The organism is Chloracidobacterium sp., from assembly GCA_016715795.1.
Lineage (GTDB): Bacteria > Acidobacteriota > Blastocatellia > Pyrinomonadales > Pyrinomonadaceae > OLB17.
The window spans coordinates 1,059,991-1,079,367 of record JADJXP010000002.1 but is presented as its reverse complement, the minus strand read 5'-3'; the positions used below and the strand labels follow the sequence as shown (position 1 = coordinate 1,079,367).

Genomic DNA, 19,377 nt, shown 5'->3' with positions numbered 1-19,377 from the left:
CGCAGAGAACGGAGAGAAGAGAACCTAGTTATTCGATGACAGCGAACTTTGAATGGAAGCGCTTCTTCTCGCGGCTGTATGATGTGTCGTTTGACGCGGATATCTTCAGCCGGGCGGCGCAGGTGGCATTCTATTTCTCGTTTGCGTTGTTCCCGCTGTTATATTTCCTGGTTTCTCTGTTTGGCCTGCTACTGGAATCGTCCGACGGGCTGCGGAACGAACTGTTCACGTATTTGAAGCAGATAATGCCCGTAACGGCGTTCGACCTCGTGAGGAAAACCGTCGATGAGATCGTCGCCAACAGCACGGGCGGCAAGCTGACGCTCGGCCTCGTGGTAACGCTCTGGTCCGCATCGGCGGGCGTTGATGCAATTCGGAACGCCTTGAATGCCGTGTACGGATTTGTCGATCAGCGACGTTTCTGGTGGACAAAGCTCCAATCGCTTGCCCTGACGCTCATCGTCTGCGGGCTGACCATGGCGGTGCTCGCTATCGTCTTCTATGGCTGGCAGCTCGTGCAGTACTCGACTGCCGCCGTGGGTTTTGAGGTCACCTCGCCATTATTGCTGATCATTATCCAATGGATCTCGACCTTTGTGGTGATGCTGGCTGCGTGTGAGGTGATCTACAATCTGCTGCCGGCCTTCGGGCGGTTTCGGTGGATATGGATCACTCCGGGCTCGCTCGTGGCCATCGTCCTGTGGATATTGCTCACCACAGCATTTCGGACATACCTGGGCTACTTCAACTCGTATAACAAAGCTTATGGCTCGCTCGGGGCTGTGATGATAATGATGCTCTGGCTTTATCTTACGGCTCTGGCGCTGATGATCGGCGGCGTTATCAATGCCATGCTGCATGAGATGCGCGCCGCTCCGATGGACGTCACCGGCGAATGAAAAATGACAGCTCGACCCTAACGGCCATCGTCGAATGGACATTTCTTGTCCTAGTCTTTTCACTCGCGTTCATGCGGCCGACTCTCATAGTGCTGGGCAGTGCAGCTGTGCCGACGGACCTAATCTTCCTTGTATGTCTCGGCCTATTTGCCGTCTCGGTGGCGTTTCGCCGGGCTGAACTTGAGGTGGACAGCATCTATCTCTGGCTCGGCCTGTACGGTCTGGCCCTGACGCTCTCGGCACTATTCTCGATCGATGTCGGTAAGAGCCTTAGACGGCTACCGGCGGAACTCTACCTGATCGCTCTTGCGGCCCTTACCATCAATATCGTCCGCGACGAGCGGATGCTGATCCGGACGCTCGCTGTGTGGGTCGCTGCCGCGTCGGTCGCGGCCGCCGTCACGGCATTGACGGCAGCTTCGTTCTTTGCCGGCTGGCAGAACGCATTGACGGCCTTCGCTATGCATCATTACGGCACGCTCCCGCCGGGCAACTATCCCCGGATTCAGGGCACGTTCGAGTATCCGGCGATGCTTTGCAATTACCTTGCCGTCGGGCTGATGTTGCTGCTCGCGTTTTGGCGAAACGGGTCGGTAGGCAAAGGGCTATTCTATTTTCTGCTCGCGCTGTTTTCGATTGCTATCTTCTTCACGCTCACGCCGGGAATCGGCGGTGTTCTGGCGGCGGTCGGGCTATGGTTCTATTGTGCGACGCGAGGTTCGAGCAAAAGCTCGTTATCCAGACTTGCACTCGTCGGTGTGTCTGGAATGCTCGCGGCATTCGTCATCATCTCGTCGCTGACACCGTTCGGTTCGGCCGGGCCGGTGTATTTCTCATTCGCGGGATATGACATCACACCGACCGCGCGGCTGTTGGTTTGGCAGCAGGCGTTGGGAACAATCGCGGATCACCCATTATTCGGTGTGGGCCTGGGACTGCCGGTTGTGGATCTTCCCTATCGGGTTCCCGCGGGCGGATGGACCCTTATCACTGACGCTCACAATGTCGCGCTGAACGTTGCGGCACAGGCCGGCGTGATCGGACTCGGTACGTTGGCGGCTGTCGTCGTCGCGGTGATGCGGCGGACGCAATTCGCTCTTACGGACCGGATGTCGTCGTTACGGCTCACGATGGGTATCGCGTTCGTTTCGTGCTTTCTTATCCAGGGTTTCGCGGGTTCGTTCGAAAATGCCCGCCATCTGTGGGTGCTGATCGGATTGATCGTAGCGGCTGACAGGATCAACCAGACGAAGCCGCAGACAGAAGAGCTTCACGCATAGCACCGGCCGTTCGCCAGCGCATTTCGGGCTGTTTGGCCAGCGAAGTTTCGATCACTGAAGCGACGCGGTCGGGTATGTCAGGGATACGACTGCGAATAGGGATCACGGGCCGCTCGAATATCGCCTTTACAGTCTCGGCGATGCCAGCCTTTGGCGCGATGTCGAGTGCGTGTGCACCTGTCAGCAGGCTGTAGGCCGTCATCCCGACAGCATAGATATCGGACGGAGGCCTTACCTCCTTGAAGTCGCGGATCTGCTCGGGCGGCATGTAAGCGATCGTGCCGGCGACGTCGCCGACCATCGTAACGCCTGACATACCCGTTTCCTTAAAGCTCTTGGACAGTCCAAAATCGGTCAGTTTCGCGGTAGAGCCGGGAAAGTCACCCGCAACGAGGATGTTCTGTTCCTTGATGTCACGGTGAACAAAACCGAGGTTGTGGGCAAAATCAAGCGCGGCCAGCGTCTGCTCAACCACCTGAACCGCCTCGCGAAAATCAAGCTTGCCGCCGCGATGACGGGCGAGTCGAGAGGCATCCATTCCCTGAATGAATTCGGTGACGAGATAGACCAAGCCGTTGTGAGTGCCGTGTTCGACGTATTCAACGATGTTTGGATGCTTGAGCGAGGCCGCGACCTCGATCTCACGCATGAACCGCTTGAGCGATTGCTCACTGACCGCAACCTCCGGCAGCAGCGTCTTGATCGCCACGGCGCGCCCGTCCGCCTCAGAGCGGCCGAGCATCACACTGCCCATGCCGCCCTGGCCTATCACGCGGATCATCTGATACTTGGGTATCGGCTGAGGATTTGTCTTGAGTTTCTCGCGGCAATCATCGCAGACGAACGACAGCTTGGCCTCAGGATGAGTCGCTTCGACGGCGGCCGGAACGCTGCAATTCAGGCATGTTACGTTGACGACCGACGGATGCGAAAGAAGTTCTGCTGTGTTGGCAAAATCCTCAAGCCCTGTCGTCACCACCACCTCGAGAACCGTCTCTCCGCCCTGGATGCGGTCGCCGCTCTTGAGATGCGCCTCGGCAACGCGGACACCGTTAACGTAGGTGCCGTTCGTAGAATTCAGATCGCGAAGAAATGCCTGCGGAGGCGCGATCTCGATCAGGCAATGGTGACGCGAGAAGAATCTGTCATGCGGGAGGCAGAACTGGGCGTCCTCGCTCCGGCCGATCAGAAATGTGTCGTGCTGATCGAAACTGAAGTCGCGGCCCGTCTGCGGCCCGGCAACGACGTGAAGAGTAACTCGCATGTTCGCCGATGAAGCTCCGTCAATAGTTTAACTTATGCTGCCGCCGATGAGAGCGAGCCCGTAGATAATAAAAAGCAGGACGTATATCGCCAGCGATACGGCTCCCATGATAATGCCGCCGATCGCCATGCCGCGGCCGCCATACAACTGCGGCTCCTTGTCGGCCCGCGATTTTGCGAGCACGCCCGTGATGAGGGCCGCCGGAGCCAGCAGCAGGCCGATATAACAGCACCAGCCGACGGTAAGGCTTGAAATGCCGAGGATAAGAGCGACAACCGCCAGCGTCTGATTGGGCGATGACATCGCGTAGGCACCAAAGGGCGCCTGCTGCACCGCATTCTGCTGCCACTTAGCGGGAGGCTGGGCGACCGGCGGCTGCGGCCAGGTCGTTGGATTTGTGACCCGCGATTGGTCAAGAAGGATCGTCGGCGGCGTCTCATCGGCATACCGGCCGAGTGGCGGCTCCTGGGCAAATGCCGTCAACAGTTCGCCATCCTCAAGACAGAAGTTGAGAGACGGGTCGCTATAGGTCTGCTTACAACGCGGGCACTGCTTCATACGAATTGAGAATTTAGAATTGAGAATTGAGAATTAGAGTCTGTCCACTGCCATTTTCCATTCTCGATCATCAATTCTCAATTACTTCCGGATCTCCAGGTTCTTAAAGCCGATCTTGATGCCGTCACCGGCGTATAGGCCGACGACGCCGCTCGAATAGCCGTATTGGTTCTTGATCGAATTGACCTTTTTGCCGTTGATGTAAATGTCGACGGTGTCAGTCTGGTCGCGGACCTCAAGCGTATTTTCTGACGTGCCGTCAAGGATCGCATCGGATTTGGTCCAGTTGATGACCGGCGTCTCCTTCTTCGGCTCATGATGCACCACACGGTAGCGCTTCTTTGTAGAATCGATCAGCAGTGCATAGCCTTGCTGCAATGGCGTCGTCTTGCTGTGAAAGACAAGGCCAAACCCAAGGTTGGTCCCTGCATTATCGATGTTCCGAACCGTCACCATTGAATCAGCATTTACCGATCTTTGGTCGTCGGTCCCCGCAAGTACATAGTAGTAGCCCTTCATCTTTGAAGACATCGTAAATTCGCCGTCCGCATAATCTGTATCGCCGTAGCTTTTGTCCGCGGGCTCCCATCTCGCAAGATCGAGCTTCGTTATCGAGGTCCGCCCCGAGGACGTTGAGCTATTGGAGTTCTTGTTGCTAAAGCCCGATGAATTGCTGTTTGTTGCCGTGTTATTGCCCGGCTTCCCATCATCCTGGCTGCCGATATAGACGAGGCCGGCAAAACCACCGCCGCACAACAAGACAAGAACGCCGAGAATCAACAGAACCCAAACCCACGCCTTCGAGGACTTCTTCGGCGGCTGCATCGAATATGGCTGCTGGGTGCCCACATTCCATCCCGCCTGCCCGACTGTCTGGCCCGGTGACTGCTGCGTCGAGAATGGCTGCTGCATCTGCACCGTCGGCGGCGGCGCAACGCCGGCCATCTGCGTCAGAGTCGAGCCGTCCTCAAGGCAAAAATTAAGACTGTCGTCGCCGTAGGTCTTCTGGCATCGCGGGCAAATTTTCATCGCTCAGGTCCCCGTTTAGGTCGGTTTTATCGGAACGAAATCATTATAACCATAACCGAGTGGAAAAGGCGACTTTAATGCAAAGTCAACCCGCATTTACCGCAAAAACGGATATGCGGCGGATATGCCGTGTTGCAGCGGCGGCAGACGCGTGAGACCTGCTGCGCAGGGGCCGTGAAGTACTGCGGCGATTGGGCCGTGGATTGCGGGCTGAATGACGGCGACTGACTGGCGTGAATGCCGCCGGGAGTAATGGTCATACCACAGCGGCCGCAGAAGCGCGAATTCGCAGGAAGCGGAGCCTGGCAGCGCGGGCATGGAAAACCGGAGGCAGCGGCCTCGCCCGGACTGACCATGACAAATCGCCCGCCGCCGCAGCGACCGCAGAATCGGACGCCCTCAGCGAAGCGCGAACCGCAGTTGCTGCACGCGACGATGCCGGGCATGACGCTGGACGCAGGAGCACCGCTCGATCCGGCACCCTGCGATGATGAGGGCTGGCTGCCCTGCGGCGTTTTTAGCTGTGCCTGGATGACCTGTTCCTGGGCTCCCTCGCGTATCTCGATAACACGCTCATCGTCGCGTTCGCCCGCTTTTGAAACGCGAAGGATATGCTGGCCGGCCGGTATGTCCGTCAGCACGACGCGGCCTGAGCTGCCGACGCTCGCTTTCCGCTCGTCATTGACATAGACCTCGGCATTGGCCGGTGCGAGCACGACAAGCCGCGACATTCCGCCGCGTTTCGCCTCGGTTACGTCCTCAGCAGCCTCTTCGAGCTCCGTGATCCAATCGCTGACCGACGCCGGCCTGTCTGACGGGGCGATCTCGAGCGAACGCATTATCACGCGGTCAACATCGGCCGGGATATCCGTTCGTATCGACGACAGCGGCGGCGGCCGATGCATTATCTTTTGCATCACGAGCTGCATCAGGTCGCCCGTGAACGGCGTCTTGCCGCCGAGCATCAGATAGGCGATCGTGCCGAGGGCATACAGGTCAGCCCGCTTATCGACGCCCATCTCGGGCTGCATCTGCTCGGGCGACATAAATTCCGGCGTGCCGATGATCCCGCGCGAGGACGGCGTAGCCTGTGAACTGATATCGGTGACGGTCTGATTGACGATCTTCGCCAAGCCAAAATCGCCGACCTTTACAAAGCCGTCGCCTTTGCCCTTCATGATGAAGATGTTTGCCGGCTTGAGGTCACGGTGCAGAATGCCTAATTCGTGGGCCGCCTCCACGCCGTCGGCGATCTGACGCAGCAGGTTCACAGCACGCTTTACCGGCAAGGTGCCTTCGCGACGGAGCAGCTTGTGCAGTGTCTCGCCCTCGACGTATTCCATGACGAGATAGAAGACCCCTTCCGGCGTCTCGCCAAAATCCGTCACGCTCACCGTGTTTGGATGCTGGATCGAGGCCGCGGCCTGGGCTTCTCGCTCAAATCGAGCGATCGCCTCGCCTTCCTGCAGGTCTTCGCTCGACAGGATATCCTGGCGAACCGTCTTGACCGCAAGCCTTTTGGTCGCAAATTTATTGTCCTTTGCAAGAAAGACGTAGCCCATCGCGCCGCGGCCAAGCCGGCGTTCGAGTTGATACCGGCCGTCGAGCAGCGTCGGCCCCGGCATCGCGTGGCGCGTCTCGGTCTCGTCAACGAGACATGTTGCTGTCTCGTCCGGATAGACCAATTCGCATTTGGGACACTCCTTCATTGGATCAAAACGATATTGTCAGCCAGAAAGGCGCAACAATGCAATGCCGCTGCCTGCAAGAACGCCGGCGAGAGTGAAACTTGCGGCTCTTGGCGAACAAAAATGCCTTTGCTATACTCTCTTTTTGCTTCTGGGTCGGTAGCTCAGTTGGTAGAGCAGCGGACTCTTAATCCGCGGGTCACAGGTTCGATCCCTGTCCGGCCTACCAGATCAAACAAAAGGCAAAGCCGCTTGTCGAGCGGCTTTTGTCGTTTACCAGCCAACTCAAACCTTGTCTCGCCAAGCAAGGACCTCGTCGCGCAGGATCGGATTTTGCTGAAAGCTCCCAGTCTCGCCCTGCGCGGCGGTCGCCCGCTGGATGTGCCAATAGCTCAAGCCGAGTTTGCCAATTGCCCGAACGTATCGTGCACGAGGCTTGAACTTGCCATTGAACAGCCCGCCAAGCACCCATCTCGGACTCTTGAACGCCGATGTAGCGATCGTCGCGTGTTCCTGTGGTATCAACCCGCGAGCTATATCGAGCGCCAGCATCTCGGTCAGTATCTTGTTCTGCCGCCGCATGATGTAGAGCGAAAAACCCACGAAGACCAGGAAAAAGGGCACCTCGAGAATGATATACCCGACCGCAAAGCCGCCGAGGCCGCCCAATACTGCCATCGCATTCCAGATCATATGCAGGATAACTGCTACCGCGTAGCCAACAACGGGCAGTATCAATCGAACGGCCATATTGTGCGATTCACGAGCAATGCCGACGCCGATGCCGGTCATAGAAGTAAACGTTACGTGGGCAAAGGGTGACAATATCCCTCTCAAAACGAACAGGAAGATGACGATCTTGACGCCTTCACGAACCTCGGCACCCTGAACAAGGACCTGATCGATTGCTTCGCCGATCGCTCGCCCGTAATAAAGGACATTCTCTACCGTGGCAAAACCGAGGGCTATCACACCTGCAAAGACGATCCCGTCCAGCACATCGTCAAGATAACGCCGGAAGAAGATCAACAGGATCACAAGGCCGAGTCCTTTAGAACCTTCTTCAAAGATCGGCGCCGAAATGACGGCGCCTACAAAACTAGAGATGAAGCCGGCATCATCTCTTGAGTATCCCTGCGCCAGGGCCACGTTTGCGGCCGTCGCACCGATCACGGTATTCACGATGAATGACACCACGACTGCCACCAGAGCTCCCCAAGCGAATGCCGTCGCCAGCAGCCAGAGTGGTTCCGGATCATAACGGTCGAGCCAGACGAGCGGGACCAGATACAGGAACGCCGGCAGAAAGGCCATCACCGCCGCCAGAACAGCGGGGATAAATCCTACGCTGCCAAGCATTAGCAGCACGACCACGAGCGAAAGAAAGATCGCTGCAAAGATCGTGATCGCGATTCCGATATAGCGACCGGTGCTGCGCGTTTCAGGCTTGACCGCGGGCATGCTGCTGAGGCCGAAGTTGGCGAGCGACGCCTGCAGTCCCTGCGGCTCGCGGGCGGCAACGACCGTGAACTGTTCAAGCTGGGCCGAGCGAAACTCGTCCCTATCCATCTGTCCGCCGGCGGTATCGATCCGGACGGCGGCCGTCACCCCGTTCGCGCCAAACTGTATCTGGTCACCGGAGTTTAGCCGGACCGAATCGACACGTTCTCCGTTGACGAATGTCCCGTTAGTACTTTGATTGTCGGTGAGGTAGAATCCGTCCGCGCGGGCCTCGATAAAGCAGTGCTGCTTAGATGCAATGCGTTCGGTCAGCGGGTCGAGGCGAACGCTGCATGTATCACTGCGGCCAACAGTGAGAAAGCCGGTCTCAAGATCGAATGTTCGTCCCGCAAGCGTGCCGCCGCCGATCGTCAGGTTGAGTTTCATACTGCAATCATAGAAACAAAAAGCCCAAAGTCAAGCAGTTGACTTTGGGCTTTGTCTGGAACGGCGGCGTTCCTAATTTGGCTGGACCGATGACGGTGCAGGCTTATCGCCTGTCGCACCAAACGCCTGAATAGCGAATCCGCCGTTCGTACTGTTTATACGAAACCATGTGTTTGACGACGGACGAAAGACCGCCACATCGCTCTTACCGTCGCCATCGTAATCGGCTGGGACGGCTATGTCCTCAGTCAGGCCGAATGCGTAGCTCTTGAACGCACTCGTGACAGGGTCCATGATGTACCAGTAACCCGTCGAAGGCCGATAGACCGCCAGGTCCGAAACACCATTGCCGTCGAAGTCGGCCATGAGCGGTTTGTCGCCTGCTGTACCAAAGGCCCTGACCGCCGGGATCGTCGACGAACTCTGGAGCGTGTACCAGAATCCATTGGCCGGACGCCAAACGGTCATATCCGCTTTACCATCATTATCGTAATCGCCGATCATCGGCTTGTCAGAGCTCGATCCCCACTGAGCGGCCCGGAATCCAAGCGTGCTCTGCACCACGTACCAAATGCCCGTGGACGGACGCCAAATGGCGAAATCCGTTTTTCCGTCGGCGTCATAATCGGCGGCTACCGGAACGTCGCCATTGCTTCCAAACTGAAATCCAATAAATCCCAATGAACTCCGCTCGGCATACCACATCCCGGCTGATGGACGGAAAACGGCGAGATCGACAACCTGATCACCGTCATAATCTCCGGGCGTAATGATATCGCCCGGCAAGCCAAAATGGGGGTCGATAGCGGTCTGGCTGCTGCTCAATTCGATAAGCCAATCGCCGCTGGACGGCGTCCAGACGGAGATGTCTGTCCGCCCGTCCCCATCGTAATCAGACACCTGATTTCGGGATTGCGTCGTCAAATGACTTGCGTCAACGATGAACAGGCCTTTCGCCAGGTCACCAACCAGGACGCGATCCTCGCCGAGGAACGGATAGACCGCCCACGCCCCTTGATATCCGGTCACGCCCAGATCCGTGCTCAGGCTGCGGCCGCAGACCATGTCCCAAGGTTCAAAAGCATCGATCTCTTTCTGATCTTCTTTCGAGAACGCCGGTTGATAGGTATCGTATTGACCGACCCGCTGCGGGTTGGTAGGGTCGTCTGACAGATCGAACACCTGAAGGCCGGCGTGATACCACGAGACGTAGAGTTTGTCGCCCTTGACCACCGGATTATGCGGCGTCACTGCATTAATACCGATATCGACCATTGAGATCTTGCGGATCAAAAGCGGTTGCGCCGGATTCTGTATGTCGTAAACACGAATATCACCCGGGCTCGTCGCATTGCTATTCCCGATCTCACGCGCGCTGTAGAGGTAATGCTGATCCTCGCTCGGCCACGACGAGTGCATACTGTTGCCCGCAGTGATCCCAGTCTGGTCGTCAATGAATCCCAAAAGCGTGGCCGGCTGAGAGGCGATATTGGCGATCTGATAGATCTCCGTGCGGCCCCGTGATGAGGTGTTACCCCAGCCGGATGTGTAGAGCCGGTCGCCCTTGATCACCATCGCGTGCACCCATTGCGGTTCCGACGGGTTGAGGTCCCGGATGAAGATCGGAGCCCCCGGATCGGAGACGTCGATGAACTTCATTATCTTGTTCGACGTGCCGTTAAAATTCTCAAGCAGATACGTCTTGCCGTCCTGCATGAAGATGACCATCTCGTGGATCGAGTTGTGGCCGCCGCCGCTCGCCGAGGTGACCCTTCCCATCAGGGCCGGCTGGTATGGATTCGCAAGATCGACGATATACACGCCGCCGCCGTTCCCGCTGCCGAAATAACCGATGCCATTTAGTATGACGGCCTCCAAGAATTGTTCGTGGGTACTTGAGGTGCCCGGACGGATCGGATCGTAGTAGTTCGCCAGGACCGGAGCTTCCGGATCTGAGATGTCGTAGATAAAGGCTCCGCGGCAGCCATAGCTGCCCTGCACCGCGATCTGATTCTCACCAAACAGGTCCGCGTATCTTAACGAATCGCCTTGACTGCTGCTGCATGGCGGCGCCGTCTGTGAACGAAGCCGGACTGCCTGTGCCGATGCTCCGGCCGCCGCCGCAGCGATGAACAGGGCAAAGAACAGGTACCACCTAACAGCTTTGCAAACCATTGAGCAGGAAGTGAACATACGAGTCCTCCAGTGGGCGGAATAGAAATATAACCTAACCTTTCTACGCCGTTTTACACCGAAATGCAAGGTCTGAAACAGTTAAATGATAAGTCTAGGAGGCTGCCTGAATGGCCTCGCGCATGACGAGATCAAAGGTGCCCGGGCCAACCTTTCGAAATCGACGGTTGCGGCTGAGCGACACGGCGACCGAGATCGTGGGATTGTTGCCCTTAAATTTCATACCGCCGGCGATGAGCAGGTTATAAAGCTCGTTCACGTGCAGCGGCCCTGCTGCCTCTCTAAGCAGCAGTGTGCATGCCTGCGTGATCGTCCGGTCAGCAAAGCGATTGCTCACCGGCTCGAATTGGTTTCGGATGGATGGGATATTGCGGTGCTGATTCTGGTTCAGATAGGTTACGGTGTTATCACGCCCGGGAGCGCTTAAAGGGTCAGCGGCCGGACGTCTGCCAAGACTCAGCGGAAAGACCTCGTTTGGTTCATCAATGATCGTTGGGGCCGTCCCAAGGCCCGAGGGTCGCGAGCCGGAACGCATCGCTACCAGAAGACTATCGATGGCCTTCTCCGTCTGCGCCGCACTATTCTCAAGCGCTCCGATCTCAAGCCGGAGCATCTCAACCTCATTCTCGGCTTCGCGAAGACGGCCAATCAGGCGGTTCTGGGCATTGCGGGTCTGCCTAAGCGATTGCTCAAGTGTTGCTATAAGATTCTCATCCATAGTGTTGAAAATAGAGAGCTTAACAACTCACTTAAAGTAACAGTCTAACTATTTCTGGCCATCACGAATTGCAAAGTCGTCTCCAGACAAGAACGATACTCTGATTCCGGCAAAACTGCAAGACTTTTTCTCGCGGCCTCGGCATGGCCCGCGATTCGTGTCCGAACGCCGTCAAGAACGCCCTTACTCGCCAGCAATTGCCGCACATCCTCTCGTGAAACCTGCGCATATTCCCCGTCGAACATTATGCGTTCAATATCCTGCTTAACGTCGGGATATTCCTTAAGCAGATATATAAGCGGCAGGGTTACTTTGCCCTCGATCAGGTCCGAACCGGCCGCCTTTCCGAGCTGCTGCGTTTCGCCGGTGAGGTCAAGCAGATCGTCCGCCAACTGGAATGCAATTCCCAATTCCATCCCAAAATCACGAAGGGCCGCCCGCCGTTCATCGTCCGCCCCGCCGAGGATCGCTCCGACCTCGCCACAGGCCGAGAACAGGAACGCCGTCTTGCGCCGAAGTATGTCGAGATATTCTTCTTCTGTAATGTCGATGCGTCCGATGCGCGTGAGCTGTATCAGTTCTCCCTCGGTCATCTTGCGCGTCAGCCGCGTCAGTATGTCAAGTATGTCGAGCGAGCGCTCCTTAACCGTCGTCTCAAATGCCGACATATACAGCCAGTCGCCCATCAGCACGGCCGTTTGATTACCAAACCTCGCATTTACCGACGACCTGTTTCGGCGGATATCTGCGTTATCAATAATGTCGTCGTGCACCAGCGTCGCCGTGTGGAGCATCTCCATCACCGTCGCCAGCCGAATGACGTTCTCCGCATCGCCACGACCGCCGACGGCGTAATTCGCCATTATCAACAACGCCGGCCTGATCCGCTTCCCGCCTGACGAGCGAACATAATCGCCCAAATAATTGACAACTTGAATATTCGATGACACCTGCCGCTCATACTCGGCCTCGACAAGCGACATCTCGCGGCCGATCACGTCAAAAGCGCGAGCGGCCGATGCCGGCAGTGATTGACCTTTTGCGAGTGCGAATCGTTGCATGAAGAAGTTAACCGCGAAAAAGGCTAAAATATCTAAATACGATCTGTGTTGGCAATATTTCGGTGGTTTCGTTCGTGTTTCGCTTGCGCCTGCAAGCGAAGAGTTTCGGACGCGACTATTCTTTCGTACTGGACTTTGGGATAGTGACCGAAGTTCACGAGAAGGGCCAGGTCGTAGCCGGTTGCCTTAAGATAATTCATCACTTGAGCACGATGCTCATCGGCAAGCGATTGAACTGCTTTGATCTCAACAATAATCTTGTCGAAACAAACGAAATCCGGTTTATAGATACTGGTCAACCTCCGCTCGCGATAGAAGAGACTCAATTCCTGCTGTCCCAGATACGGAATACTGCGGTGTTCGAACTCGATCGCAAGACACTCCTCATAAACCGCCTCAAGAAAGCCGCATCCCTTGTCCTTATACACTTCGAAACACGCTCCCATAATGGCATAACTCTCATCCTTAAAGATCAATTCAGCCATCTTTCGCCTTTTTCGCGTATTTCGCGGTTATTAATTCCTGTAATTATCGAACGTCATATCGATGCCGAAGTCTTTACCCTTCAATGCCGCGATCACCTGCTGCAGCGTGTCGCGGTCTTTGCCGGAGACGCGGACGGTTTCGCCCTGGATCGAGGCCTGGACCTTAAATTTGGCATCTTTGATGAATCGAACGACCTCTTTGGCCTTCTCGATCGGGATTCCCTGCTGGACTTTGACAGCCTGACGGACAGTGCCGCCCGCGGCCGGTTCGATCTTCTGATAATCGAGGGCTTTGAGCGAAACGCCGCGTTTTACGAGCTTTGACTGAAGAATATCGTTCATATTCCGCAGCTTGGTCTCGTCCTCGGCTGACAGCATCAGGTCCTTGCCCTGCAGTTCGACGGTGGCGCGGCTGCCCTTAAAATCGAACCGCTGTGACACCTCTTTGGTCGTCTGGTGGATCGCGTTCGTGACCTCAGCGTAGTCGGTCTTAGACACGATATCGAATGAATTTTCTTTTGCCATAAGGGGTTATTTTGCCACAGAGAGCACGGAGAACGCAGAGAAGTTACAGAAACTAGTTGATTCTGAAAAGGCGGTGAAAGTTCCTTGTCGTCTGTTCGGCCAGTGCCGCGAAGTCCACACAATAGAGGTCAGCCAGGAATTGGGCGGTGTGAACCACAAACGATGGCTCATTACGTTTCCCGCGATGCGGCACCGGCGTCAGGAACGGGCAATCGGTCTCGACAAGCAGCCTGTCGAGCGGAACCACTCGGGCCGCGTCGCGCAGGTTATCGGCCTTTTTGAACGTCACATTCCCCGCGAACGAGATCAGAAAACCGATCCGTATCAAGGCCTCAGCCATCTCCGGCGTTCCGCCAAAACAATGCATCACGCCCGGCCTGTTATCAGTTATCAGTTCTCTGTTATCAGTTATTCCGGAATATTCCTCGGTCAATATCTCGACCGTCTCGTCATTTGCATCGCGGCTGTGAACGATTATCGGCAGCCCCAACCGCTTTGCCGTCCTGATCTGCCGCCGAAAGACCTTGACCTGCACGTCGCGCGGGCTGTGATCGTAATAAAAATCCAGACCGATCTCGCCCCAGGCGATGACCTTTTCACTTTTGGTCAAACCAATCAGATGCTCTTCCGCAGCGTCGTCGTAAAGCTTCGCGTCATGCGGATGCACGCCGACACTGGCGTAAACGCATGGATATTTTTCAGCTACGGCAACCGCCCGCTCAAAATCGTCCGTCCGCGGATCGCCCGTACCGACATTGAGCATCAGCTCAACACCGGCGTCCCTAGCCCGCTGGACAACCTCGTCCCGGTCCGCATCAAAATGCTCACCGTCGATGTGGCAGTGCGAATCGATGAGGATCATTCAGGAACGATCTCGGAATTGTTCTGCTTGGTGATGCGAATGAGAAAGCGAAGCGCCTCGTTGACTGACTCAGAGGTAGGAAAGACCTTTGCAACATCCACGTCAAGTTGGATCTGGTTCATTAGCCGACGCCCTTCACCCACGCGCCTGACCTTGAACTGAGTCAGATCGTACTCGGGCCGCAGGTCATCATTCAAAGTATCCGTGCTCATAATCTCTTCGTTCTCGCGGAGTTAGTTCCCTTACACTAATTATTCTAACGCGGTTTTCGCGTTCGGTATAAGAAATAATCAGGAGCCTGCCGCTGCTCGACTCGCCCACCATCAGAAAGCGATTCTCATCGACGGAATGCAAATGGTCAAAAAGATCAATGTGGAAAAGATCGTCCCATACGGTTTTCGCTTCATCAAAGCCAACTCCATGCTTTCTCAGATTCAGGGCTGCCTTTTCTTGATCCCATTCAAATTGCATCTATTTCAACCTAGCTCCGATCTTCACATCCTCCAGGAACGTCGCGATCGCCGGCGTATCGTCCTCGGTCAGGGAGGCGGCGCAGATCATGCCTTGGGATTCGAGGCCGCGCATTTTGCGGGGTTTTAGGTTGGCGACGACGACGACCTTGCGGCCGATAAGCTTTTCAGGGTCGTACCACTCGGCGAGGCCGGCGAGGATCTGGCGCGGGCTTTCTTCACCAAGATCCACCTCGAAACGCAGCAGTTTGTCGGCGTCGGGCACCTTTTCTGCGACCTTGATCTCGCCGACGCGGAGTTCGACCTTGATGAAATCGTCGATGGTGACATAGCTCGGCTCTTCTGACTGGACCGCAGGCGTCTCGCCTGCAGGCTTGTCGGTCTTGGGGGTTAAGCCACCCGCTACCGCAGGTGGTTCTGACTGTATCTCATTCATAACTTTGTGTTTGTCTATTCGCGGGAACACCGCGACGGTTTCGCCGATCTTTGTCGCGGCGGCGAGGCCGCCCCATGCGAGGTTGGAGGGATCGAATTTCGAAATATCGTCGTCGAGGCCGATCTGGGCGTAGATACTCTGAGCCGATTCGGGCATAACGGGATAGAGCAGGATCGAGAGCCAGCGGAGTGTTTCGCTCGCCCGATAAAGGACGGCGTTGAGGGTTTCGGCCTGTTTGTCGTCTTTGATCAGTTCCCACGGCTTTGCGTCGGAGATCATCTTGTCGATGCGGGCGATGACGGTCCAAAGCGTTTCGAGGGCCTGGCTGAACTCGAAATTCTCGAACCGCCGCAAAAACTCGCCCCGAGCGTGCCCGAGGATCGACACCAGCTCTTGATCGTCAGGATTTATGCCCGCTCGCTTGGCGTTGATGTAATTTTCCTCACTGATCTTACCGTCCGGGATCGCGCCGTCACGGTACTTGGTGATCATCGAGAACGTGCGGCTCGCCATGTTCCCGAGGCCGCTCGCGAGGTCTGCGTTGGCGCGTTCGATGAGGTTTTCGTAGCCAAACTTGCCATCCTGGCCAAAGACCATATCGCGCAGCACAAAGTAACGCACTGCATCGACCTGGAAGTATTGATGTAATACATCAACTTCTATCACGTTACCTATGGTTTTACTCATCTTACGGCCGTCCGCATCCAGCCACATTCCGTGAGCATAAACACTCGTTGGCAGGACAAGCCCAGCGGCGTGGAGGAACGAAAACCAGTAAACCGTATGAAAACGCAGGATGTCCTTACCGACCAAATGAACCGCGGGCCAGTATTTGTCCAAACCCGAACGCTCGTCATTCCCGTAACCTATTGCAGTTATATAGTTTGAGAGCGCGTCGAGCCAGACGTACATCACGTGACCTTCGTCGTCGGGCACAGGAATGCCCCATGAGACGGACGATTTGAGCCGGCTGATCGAAAGATCCTGTAAACCTCGGCGAATAAAGGCCAAAACCTCGTTTTTCCGAGCATCCGGCCGGACGAGACCGTCCGTACTTTCTATCACATCAATGAGCCATTCTTCATAGTCCGAAAGACGGAAAAACCAGCTTTCCTCGGCTATTTGGTCCAGCGGACGCTCGTGAATGAGGCAATTCGGCACATCCGAACCCTCCGGCGTCGTGTATTCGTCCTCGGTCTTAAAGGCCGCACACGGAGCACAGAACCAGCCCTCATAAAAGCCTTTGTAAATCGGCTCACTCCCTTTGGGCGTCTTGTTTTTCGCGATCTCACGCCATAAATGCTGCACACCGGCGTAATGGAACGGTTCGCTCGTGCGCATAAACACGTCATAGCCGCCGTGCTCGCCATCGAGCCGAAAATCCGCGAACATTCGCTTTAATTCGCCAGAAATGTAGTCAACCTGCTCCTGCGGGGTCCTTCCCTCACGCTCGGCCGCACGTTGGATGTTAATGCCGTGCTCGTCGGTTCCGGTCAGGAAATAAGTCTCAAACCCCCGCTGCCGCTTATGCCTTTGAAGCACGTCCGCCACGATGGTCGTATACAGATGCCCCAGATGGGGCAGGCTGTTGGCGTAGTAGATCGGGGTTGTGATGTAAAAGGTGTCGGCCATCAGGAAATGTCACGGAGTCTTATGGTATCGACATCGTATTGGTCGAATACCGCATCCTCGGAGAGCAACGTCATATCCTCGAGTTTGGCCTGCGAGACAAGCAGCCGGTCGAACGGATCACGATGTATCGGCGGCAGGCCATGCACGTTTGTAACGTGCGTCAGGTCAATCGGAAGATGAGTATAACCCGCACGTCTCACCCGGTCAGGGAAAAATCGCTCAGGAGCCTCGGGTAGGTGTAGCCTCCCTTGACCATATTTTATTGCCGCCTCCCAAGCGCTTACGTCTGAGAGATAGAACCTGTTGCGATCGATATTTTCGACGAACGCGATCGCTTTATCCGGGAGTCGAGGCTCATTTCTACAGATCCAAAGAAATATGTGCGTATCAATTAGAATTTTCATCATCCGGACCGTTCTCGTCGGGGAATATCTTTGGATCGCTCATCAGCTCAAGCATGTCTTGCGGCCATTCATCAAAATCGTCTGCGATCCATATCTTGCCCGCGTCCATCCCTACCCAACTTTTTCGTTCGGGCTCATAGGCGGTCAGGCGGGCTTCTGGCTTTCCGTTCTTCGCAATGATAACTTCCTCGCCGTTTTTTGCGAGTTCTATCAGTTTGCTTAGTTGAGACTTCGCCTCGTGAACATTTACTTTCGTCATCGCACGATCCTTCAATTACTATTCTCTCATGCTTAGCTAAGCCAAGTCAATAGCCTGGCTAAGCTACTTAAATCTCTTCTTGTCCGCCGCCGCGAATTCGTCCGTGTCGTCGTATCGCGGCATTTTGCGCTCGTTAGCGATCCTGACCGCGATGGCGAGGCCGAGTTCGGCGTTTTGGACCATTGCCTCAGTATTCCACCACGGCTTGTATTCATCGGACGGCTGGTGATAGTACTTTGCCGTGTAGTCCTTAAAGAAATTCAACGCATCGCCCGTCAAAGCCGGCGTGAACTTAGAACCGTGACGCAGCGAGATCGCAGGCACGCCAACCTTTGCGAACGGAAAATGGTCGGAACGGAAGAAGAAGCCCTGCTCGGACCGCATATCGCCCTGAAGCGTCATGCTCCGCTCCGCCGCAACCGTCTGAACGTGGATACCCATCAGCGTCGAGCGTTCAACGCCAAGAGCCGAGAAATCCTCGGTCTTGCCAAAGAAATTGACGCCGTCAATATTGACGTTCGCGGCTGTCTTTGCGAGCGGGACGAGCGGATGATGCGAATAATATTCGGCCCCGAGCAGGCCTTGTTCCTCAGCTGTGGTGAAAAGGAAAAGGATGGATCGTTTTGGCCGCTTATTCTTCGGCATTTTCGCAAGAATGTCTGCGATTCCGAGGATCGCCGACACGCCGGAGGCGTTGTCATACGCACCGTTGAAGATCTTATCGTCGCGGGCGTCAGGTGAGCCGATGCCAAGATGGTCCCAATGGCCGGTAATGACGACAAACTCTTTCGACAGCTTCGGATCGCTGCCGTCCACGATGCCGACGACGTTGGGCGAGCCAAGAGTCTGGACCTCGCTTTTGAGATTGAGATGTGCAGTAACTCCAAGGTTAACAGGCTTGAAATCACGACGCTGCGCCTGTTTTCTGAGGTCATCGAGGTCGTGATGGCCGACCTTGGCGAGGTCCTCGGCGGCCTCATTCGTCATCCAGCCGCGGATCGGCAGGAATGGCGTTTTATCACCGACGCCTCGCGCGAGTTCGTATCGCCAGTTGCCGTTCGATGTCCGGACGACATTCCAGCCGTAGCCGGCAGATTGATCCGTGTGGACCAAGATGACGCCGGCCGCACCACGACGGGCGGCTTCCTCGTACTTGTATGTCCAACGGCCGTAGTATGTCAGAGCCTTGCCGCCAAACAGATCTGGTTCCTTGTCGGTTGCGGGCGGATCGTTGACCATGATCATCAGGACCTTGCCCTTGTACTGGTCGGCGTCGCCCTTGTAATCATTCCAGTTATACAGCGGAGCGTCGATACCATAGCCGACAAAGATAACCTCGGCATTCACGTTGGCCTCGGCTGTCTGCGTGCCGGTCGTCACAACAAAATCATCACCGAAATCAAAATACCGGTTCGTTGGGCCCTTTGTGATGGTCGCCGTGAGCCGCGTCTCGGGATCAGCCTTAACTCCGACGAGCTTGACGTTCTGAAAATAGCTCTTGCCGTTGCCCGGCCTGACGCCGCTTGCTTTCAATTGATCGGCAATATATTGAGCCGCCCGCTTGCCGCCAGCCGTGCCGGGTCCGCGGCCTTCGAGATCATCGGCCGAGAGTCGAATCACGCGTTCGCGCATCTTCGTGGCGTTGAACTTTGAGGTCCAATCCTGGCCAGAGGCCGCGGTCAACGCGAACGCGAATACCAGAACTAAAGCAGTTAGTTTTCTCATTC

19 protein-coding genes and 1 tRNA gene are annotated in these 19,377 nt (G+C 56.0%); 3 read left to right on the top strand and 17 right to left on the bottom strand.

All coding sequences use genetic code 11. The features are described 5' to 3' along the window. The first annotated feature begins 35 nt into the window (after positions 1–35). Complete coding sequence (locus IPM59_09900; GenBank protein MBK9215894.1) at positions 36–899, top strand: YihY/virulence factor BrkB family protein; 864 nt, start codon at positions 36–38, stop codon at positions 897–899. Further along, a complete protein-coding gene (locus tag IPM59_09895) occupies positions 896–2,179 on the top strand; it encodes an O-antigen ligase family protein (protein MBK9215893.1) in 1,284 nt (427 codons plus the stop codon). The genes IPM59_09900 and IPM59_09895 overlap by 4 nt, the downstream gene beginning before the upstream one ends. Here the strand turns inward: IPM59_09895 and IPM59_09890 are convergent. From IPM59_09890 to IPM59_09875, 4 genes are all read right to left on the bottom strand, one after another. Next, positions 2,139–3,443 (bottom strand): protein kinase, encoded by a 1,305-nt coding sequence (locus IPM59_09890; protein MBK9215892.1) that lies wholly within the window; start codon positions 3,441–3,443, stop codon positions 2,139–2,141. The two genes, IPM59_09895 and IPM59_09890, sit on opposite strands and share 41 nt — an antisense overlap. 27 nt (positions 3,444–3,470) lie before the next feature. Further along, positions 3,471–4,001 (bottom strand): DUF4190 domain-containing protein, encoded by a 531-nt coding sequence (locus IPM59_09885; protein ID MBK9215891.1) that lies wholly within the window; start codon positions 3,999–4,001, stop codon positions 3,471–3,473. A gap of 81 nt (positions 4,002–4,082) precedes the next feature. Continuing rightward, positions 4,083–5,030 carry a hypothetical protein gene (locus IPM59_09880; GenBank protein ID MBK9215890.1) on the bottom strand — a complete coding sequence of 316 codons (948 nt, stop codon included), beginning with the start codon at positions 5,028–5,030 and terminating at the stop codon, positions 4,083–4,085. A gap of 74 nt (positions 5,031–5,104) precedes the next feature. Further along, positions 5,105–6,739, bottom strand: coding sequence for a protein kinase (locus IPM59_09875; GenBank protein MBK9215889.1), 1,635 nt, complete (start codon positions 6,737–6,739; stop codon positions 5,105–5,107). 132 nt (positions 6,740–6,871) lie between these two features. Between IPM59_09875 and IPM59_09870 the strand changes: the two genes are divergently transcribed. Continuing rightward, positions 6,872–6,947, top strand: a tRNA-Lys gene (locus IPM59_09870). 56 nt (positions 6,948–7,003) lie between these two features. On the opposite strand, the gene IPM59_09865 is transcribed toward IPM59_09870, so the two are convergent. From IPM59_09865 to IPM59_09805, 13 genes are all read right to left on the bottom strand, one after another. Continuing rightward, positions 7,004–8,605 carry a PrsW family intramembrane metalloprotease gene (locus IPM59_09865; GenBank protein MBK9215888.1) on the bottom strand — a complete coding sequence of 534 codons (1,602 nt, stop codon included), beginning with the start codon at positions 8,603–8,605 and terminating at the stop codon, positions 7,004–7,006. Between the two features lie 72 nt (positions 8,606–8,677). After that, positions 8,678–10,798, bottom strand: a complete 2,121-nt coding sequence (locus tag IPM59_09860; protein MBK9215887.1) for a hypothetical protein — start codon at positions 10,796–10,798, stop codon at positions 8,678–8,680. 94 nt (positions 10,799–10,892) lie between these two features. Further along, positions 10,893–11,516 (bottom strand): hypothetical protein, encoded by a 624-nt coding sequence (locus IPM59_09855; protein ID MBK9215886.1) that lies wholly within the window; start codon positions 11,514–11,516, stop codon positions 10,893–10,895. Between the two features lie 44 nt (positions 11,517–11,560). Then, positions 11,561–12,577 (bottom strand): polyprenyl synthetase family protein, encoded by a 1,017-nt coding sequence (locus IPM59_09850; GenBank protein MBK9215885.1) that lies wholly within the window; start codon positions 12,575–12,577, stop codon positions 11,561–11,563. Between the two features lie 32 nt (positions 12,578–12,609). Continuing rightward, on the bottom strand, positions 12,610–13,062 hold the full coding sequence (locus tag IPM59_09845) for a GxxExxY protein (GenBank protein ID MBK9215884.1): 453 nt from the start codon (positions 13,060–13,062) through the stop codon (positions 12,610–12,612). Positions 13,063–13,092: 30 nt separating this feature from the next. After that, entirely contained in the window at positions 13,093–13,587 is a 495-nt protein-coding gene (locus tag IPM59_09840) for a YajQ family cyclic di-GMP-binding protein (GenBank protein MBK9215883.1), read from the bottom strand. 52 nt (positions 13,588–13,639) lie between these two features. Then, complete coding sequence (locus IPM59_09835) at positions 13,640–14,446, bottom strand: TatD family hydrolase (protein ID MBK9215882.1); 807 nt, start codon at positions 14,444–14,446, stop codon at positions 13,640–13,642. Continuing rightward, positions 14,446–14,661 carry a hypothetical protein gene (locus IPM59_09830; protein ID MBK9215881.1) on the bottom strand — a complete coding sequence of 72 codons (216 nt, stop codon included), beginning with the start codon at positions 14,659–14,661 and terminating at the stop codon, positions 14,446–14,448. The genes IPM59_09835 and IPM59_09830 overlap by 1 nt, the downstream gene beginning before the upstream one ends. Beyond that, the gene (locus tag IPM59_09825) at positions 14,639–14,920 is read right to left on the bottom strand and encodes a BrnT family toxin (protein ID MBK9215880.1); all 282 of its coding nucleotides are present in this window, start codon (positions 14,918–14,920) and stop codon (positions 14,639–14,641) included. Before IPM59_09825 ends, IPM59_09830 begins: the two co-directional genes overlap by 23 nt. After that, positions 14,921–16,990 (bottom strand): methionine--tRNA ligase, encoded by a 2,070-nt coding sequence (gene metG, locus IPM59_09820; protein MBK9215879.1) that lies wholly within the window; start codon positions 16,988–16,990, stop codon positions 14,921–14,923. Continuing rightward, positions 16,987–17,394 (bottom strand): type II toxin-antitoxin system VapC family toxin, encoded by a 408-nt coding sequence (locus IPM59_09815; GenBank protein MBK9215878.1) that lies wholly within the window; start codon positions 17,392–17,394, stop codon positions 16,987–16,989. Before IPM59_09815 ends, metG begins: the two co-directional genes overlap by 4 nt. Continuing rightward, a complete protein-coding gene (locus IPM59_09810) occupies positions 17,375–17,650 on the bottom strand; it encodes a type II toxin-antitoxin system Phd/YefM family antitoxin (protein ID MBK9215877.1) in 276 nt (91 codons plus the stop codon). Before IPM59_09810 ends, IPM59_09815 begins: the two co-directional genes overlap by 20 nt. Before the next feature lie 63 nt (positions 17,651–17,713). Continuing rightward, the gene (locus IPM59_09805; GenBank protein MBK9215876.1) at positions 17,714–19,375 is read right to left on the bottom strand and encodes a M28 family peptidase; all 1,662 of its coding nucleotides are present in this window, start codon (positions 19,373–19,375) and stop codon (positions 17,714–17,716) included. Between the last annotated feature and the right edge of the window lie 2 nt (positions 19,376–19,377).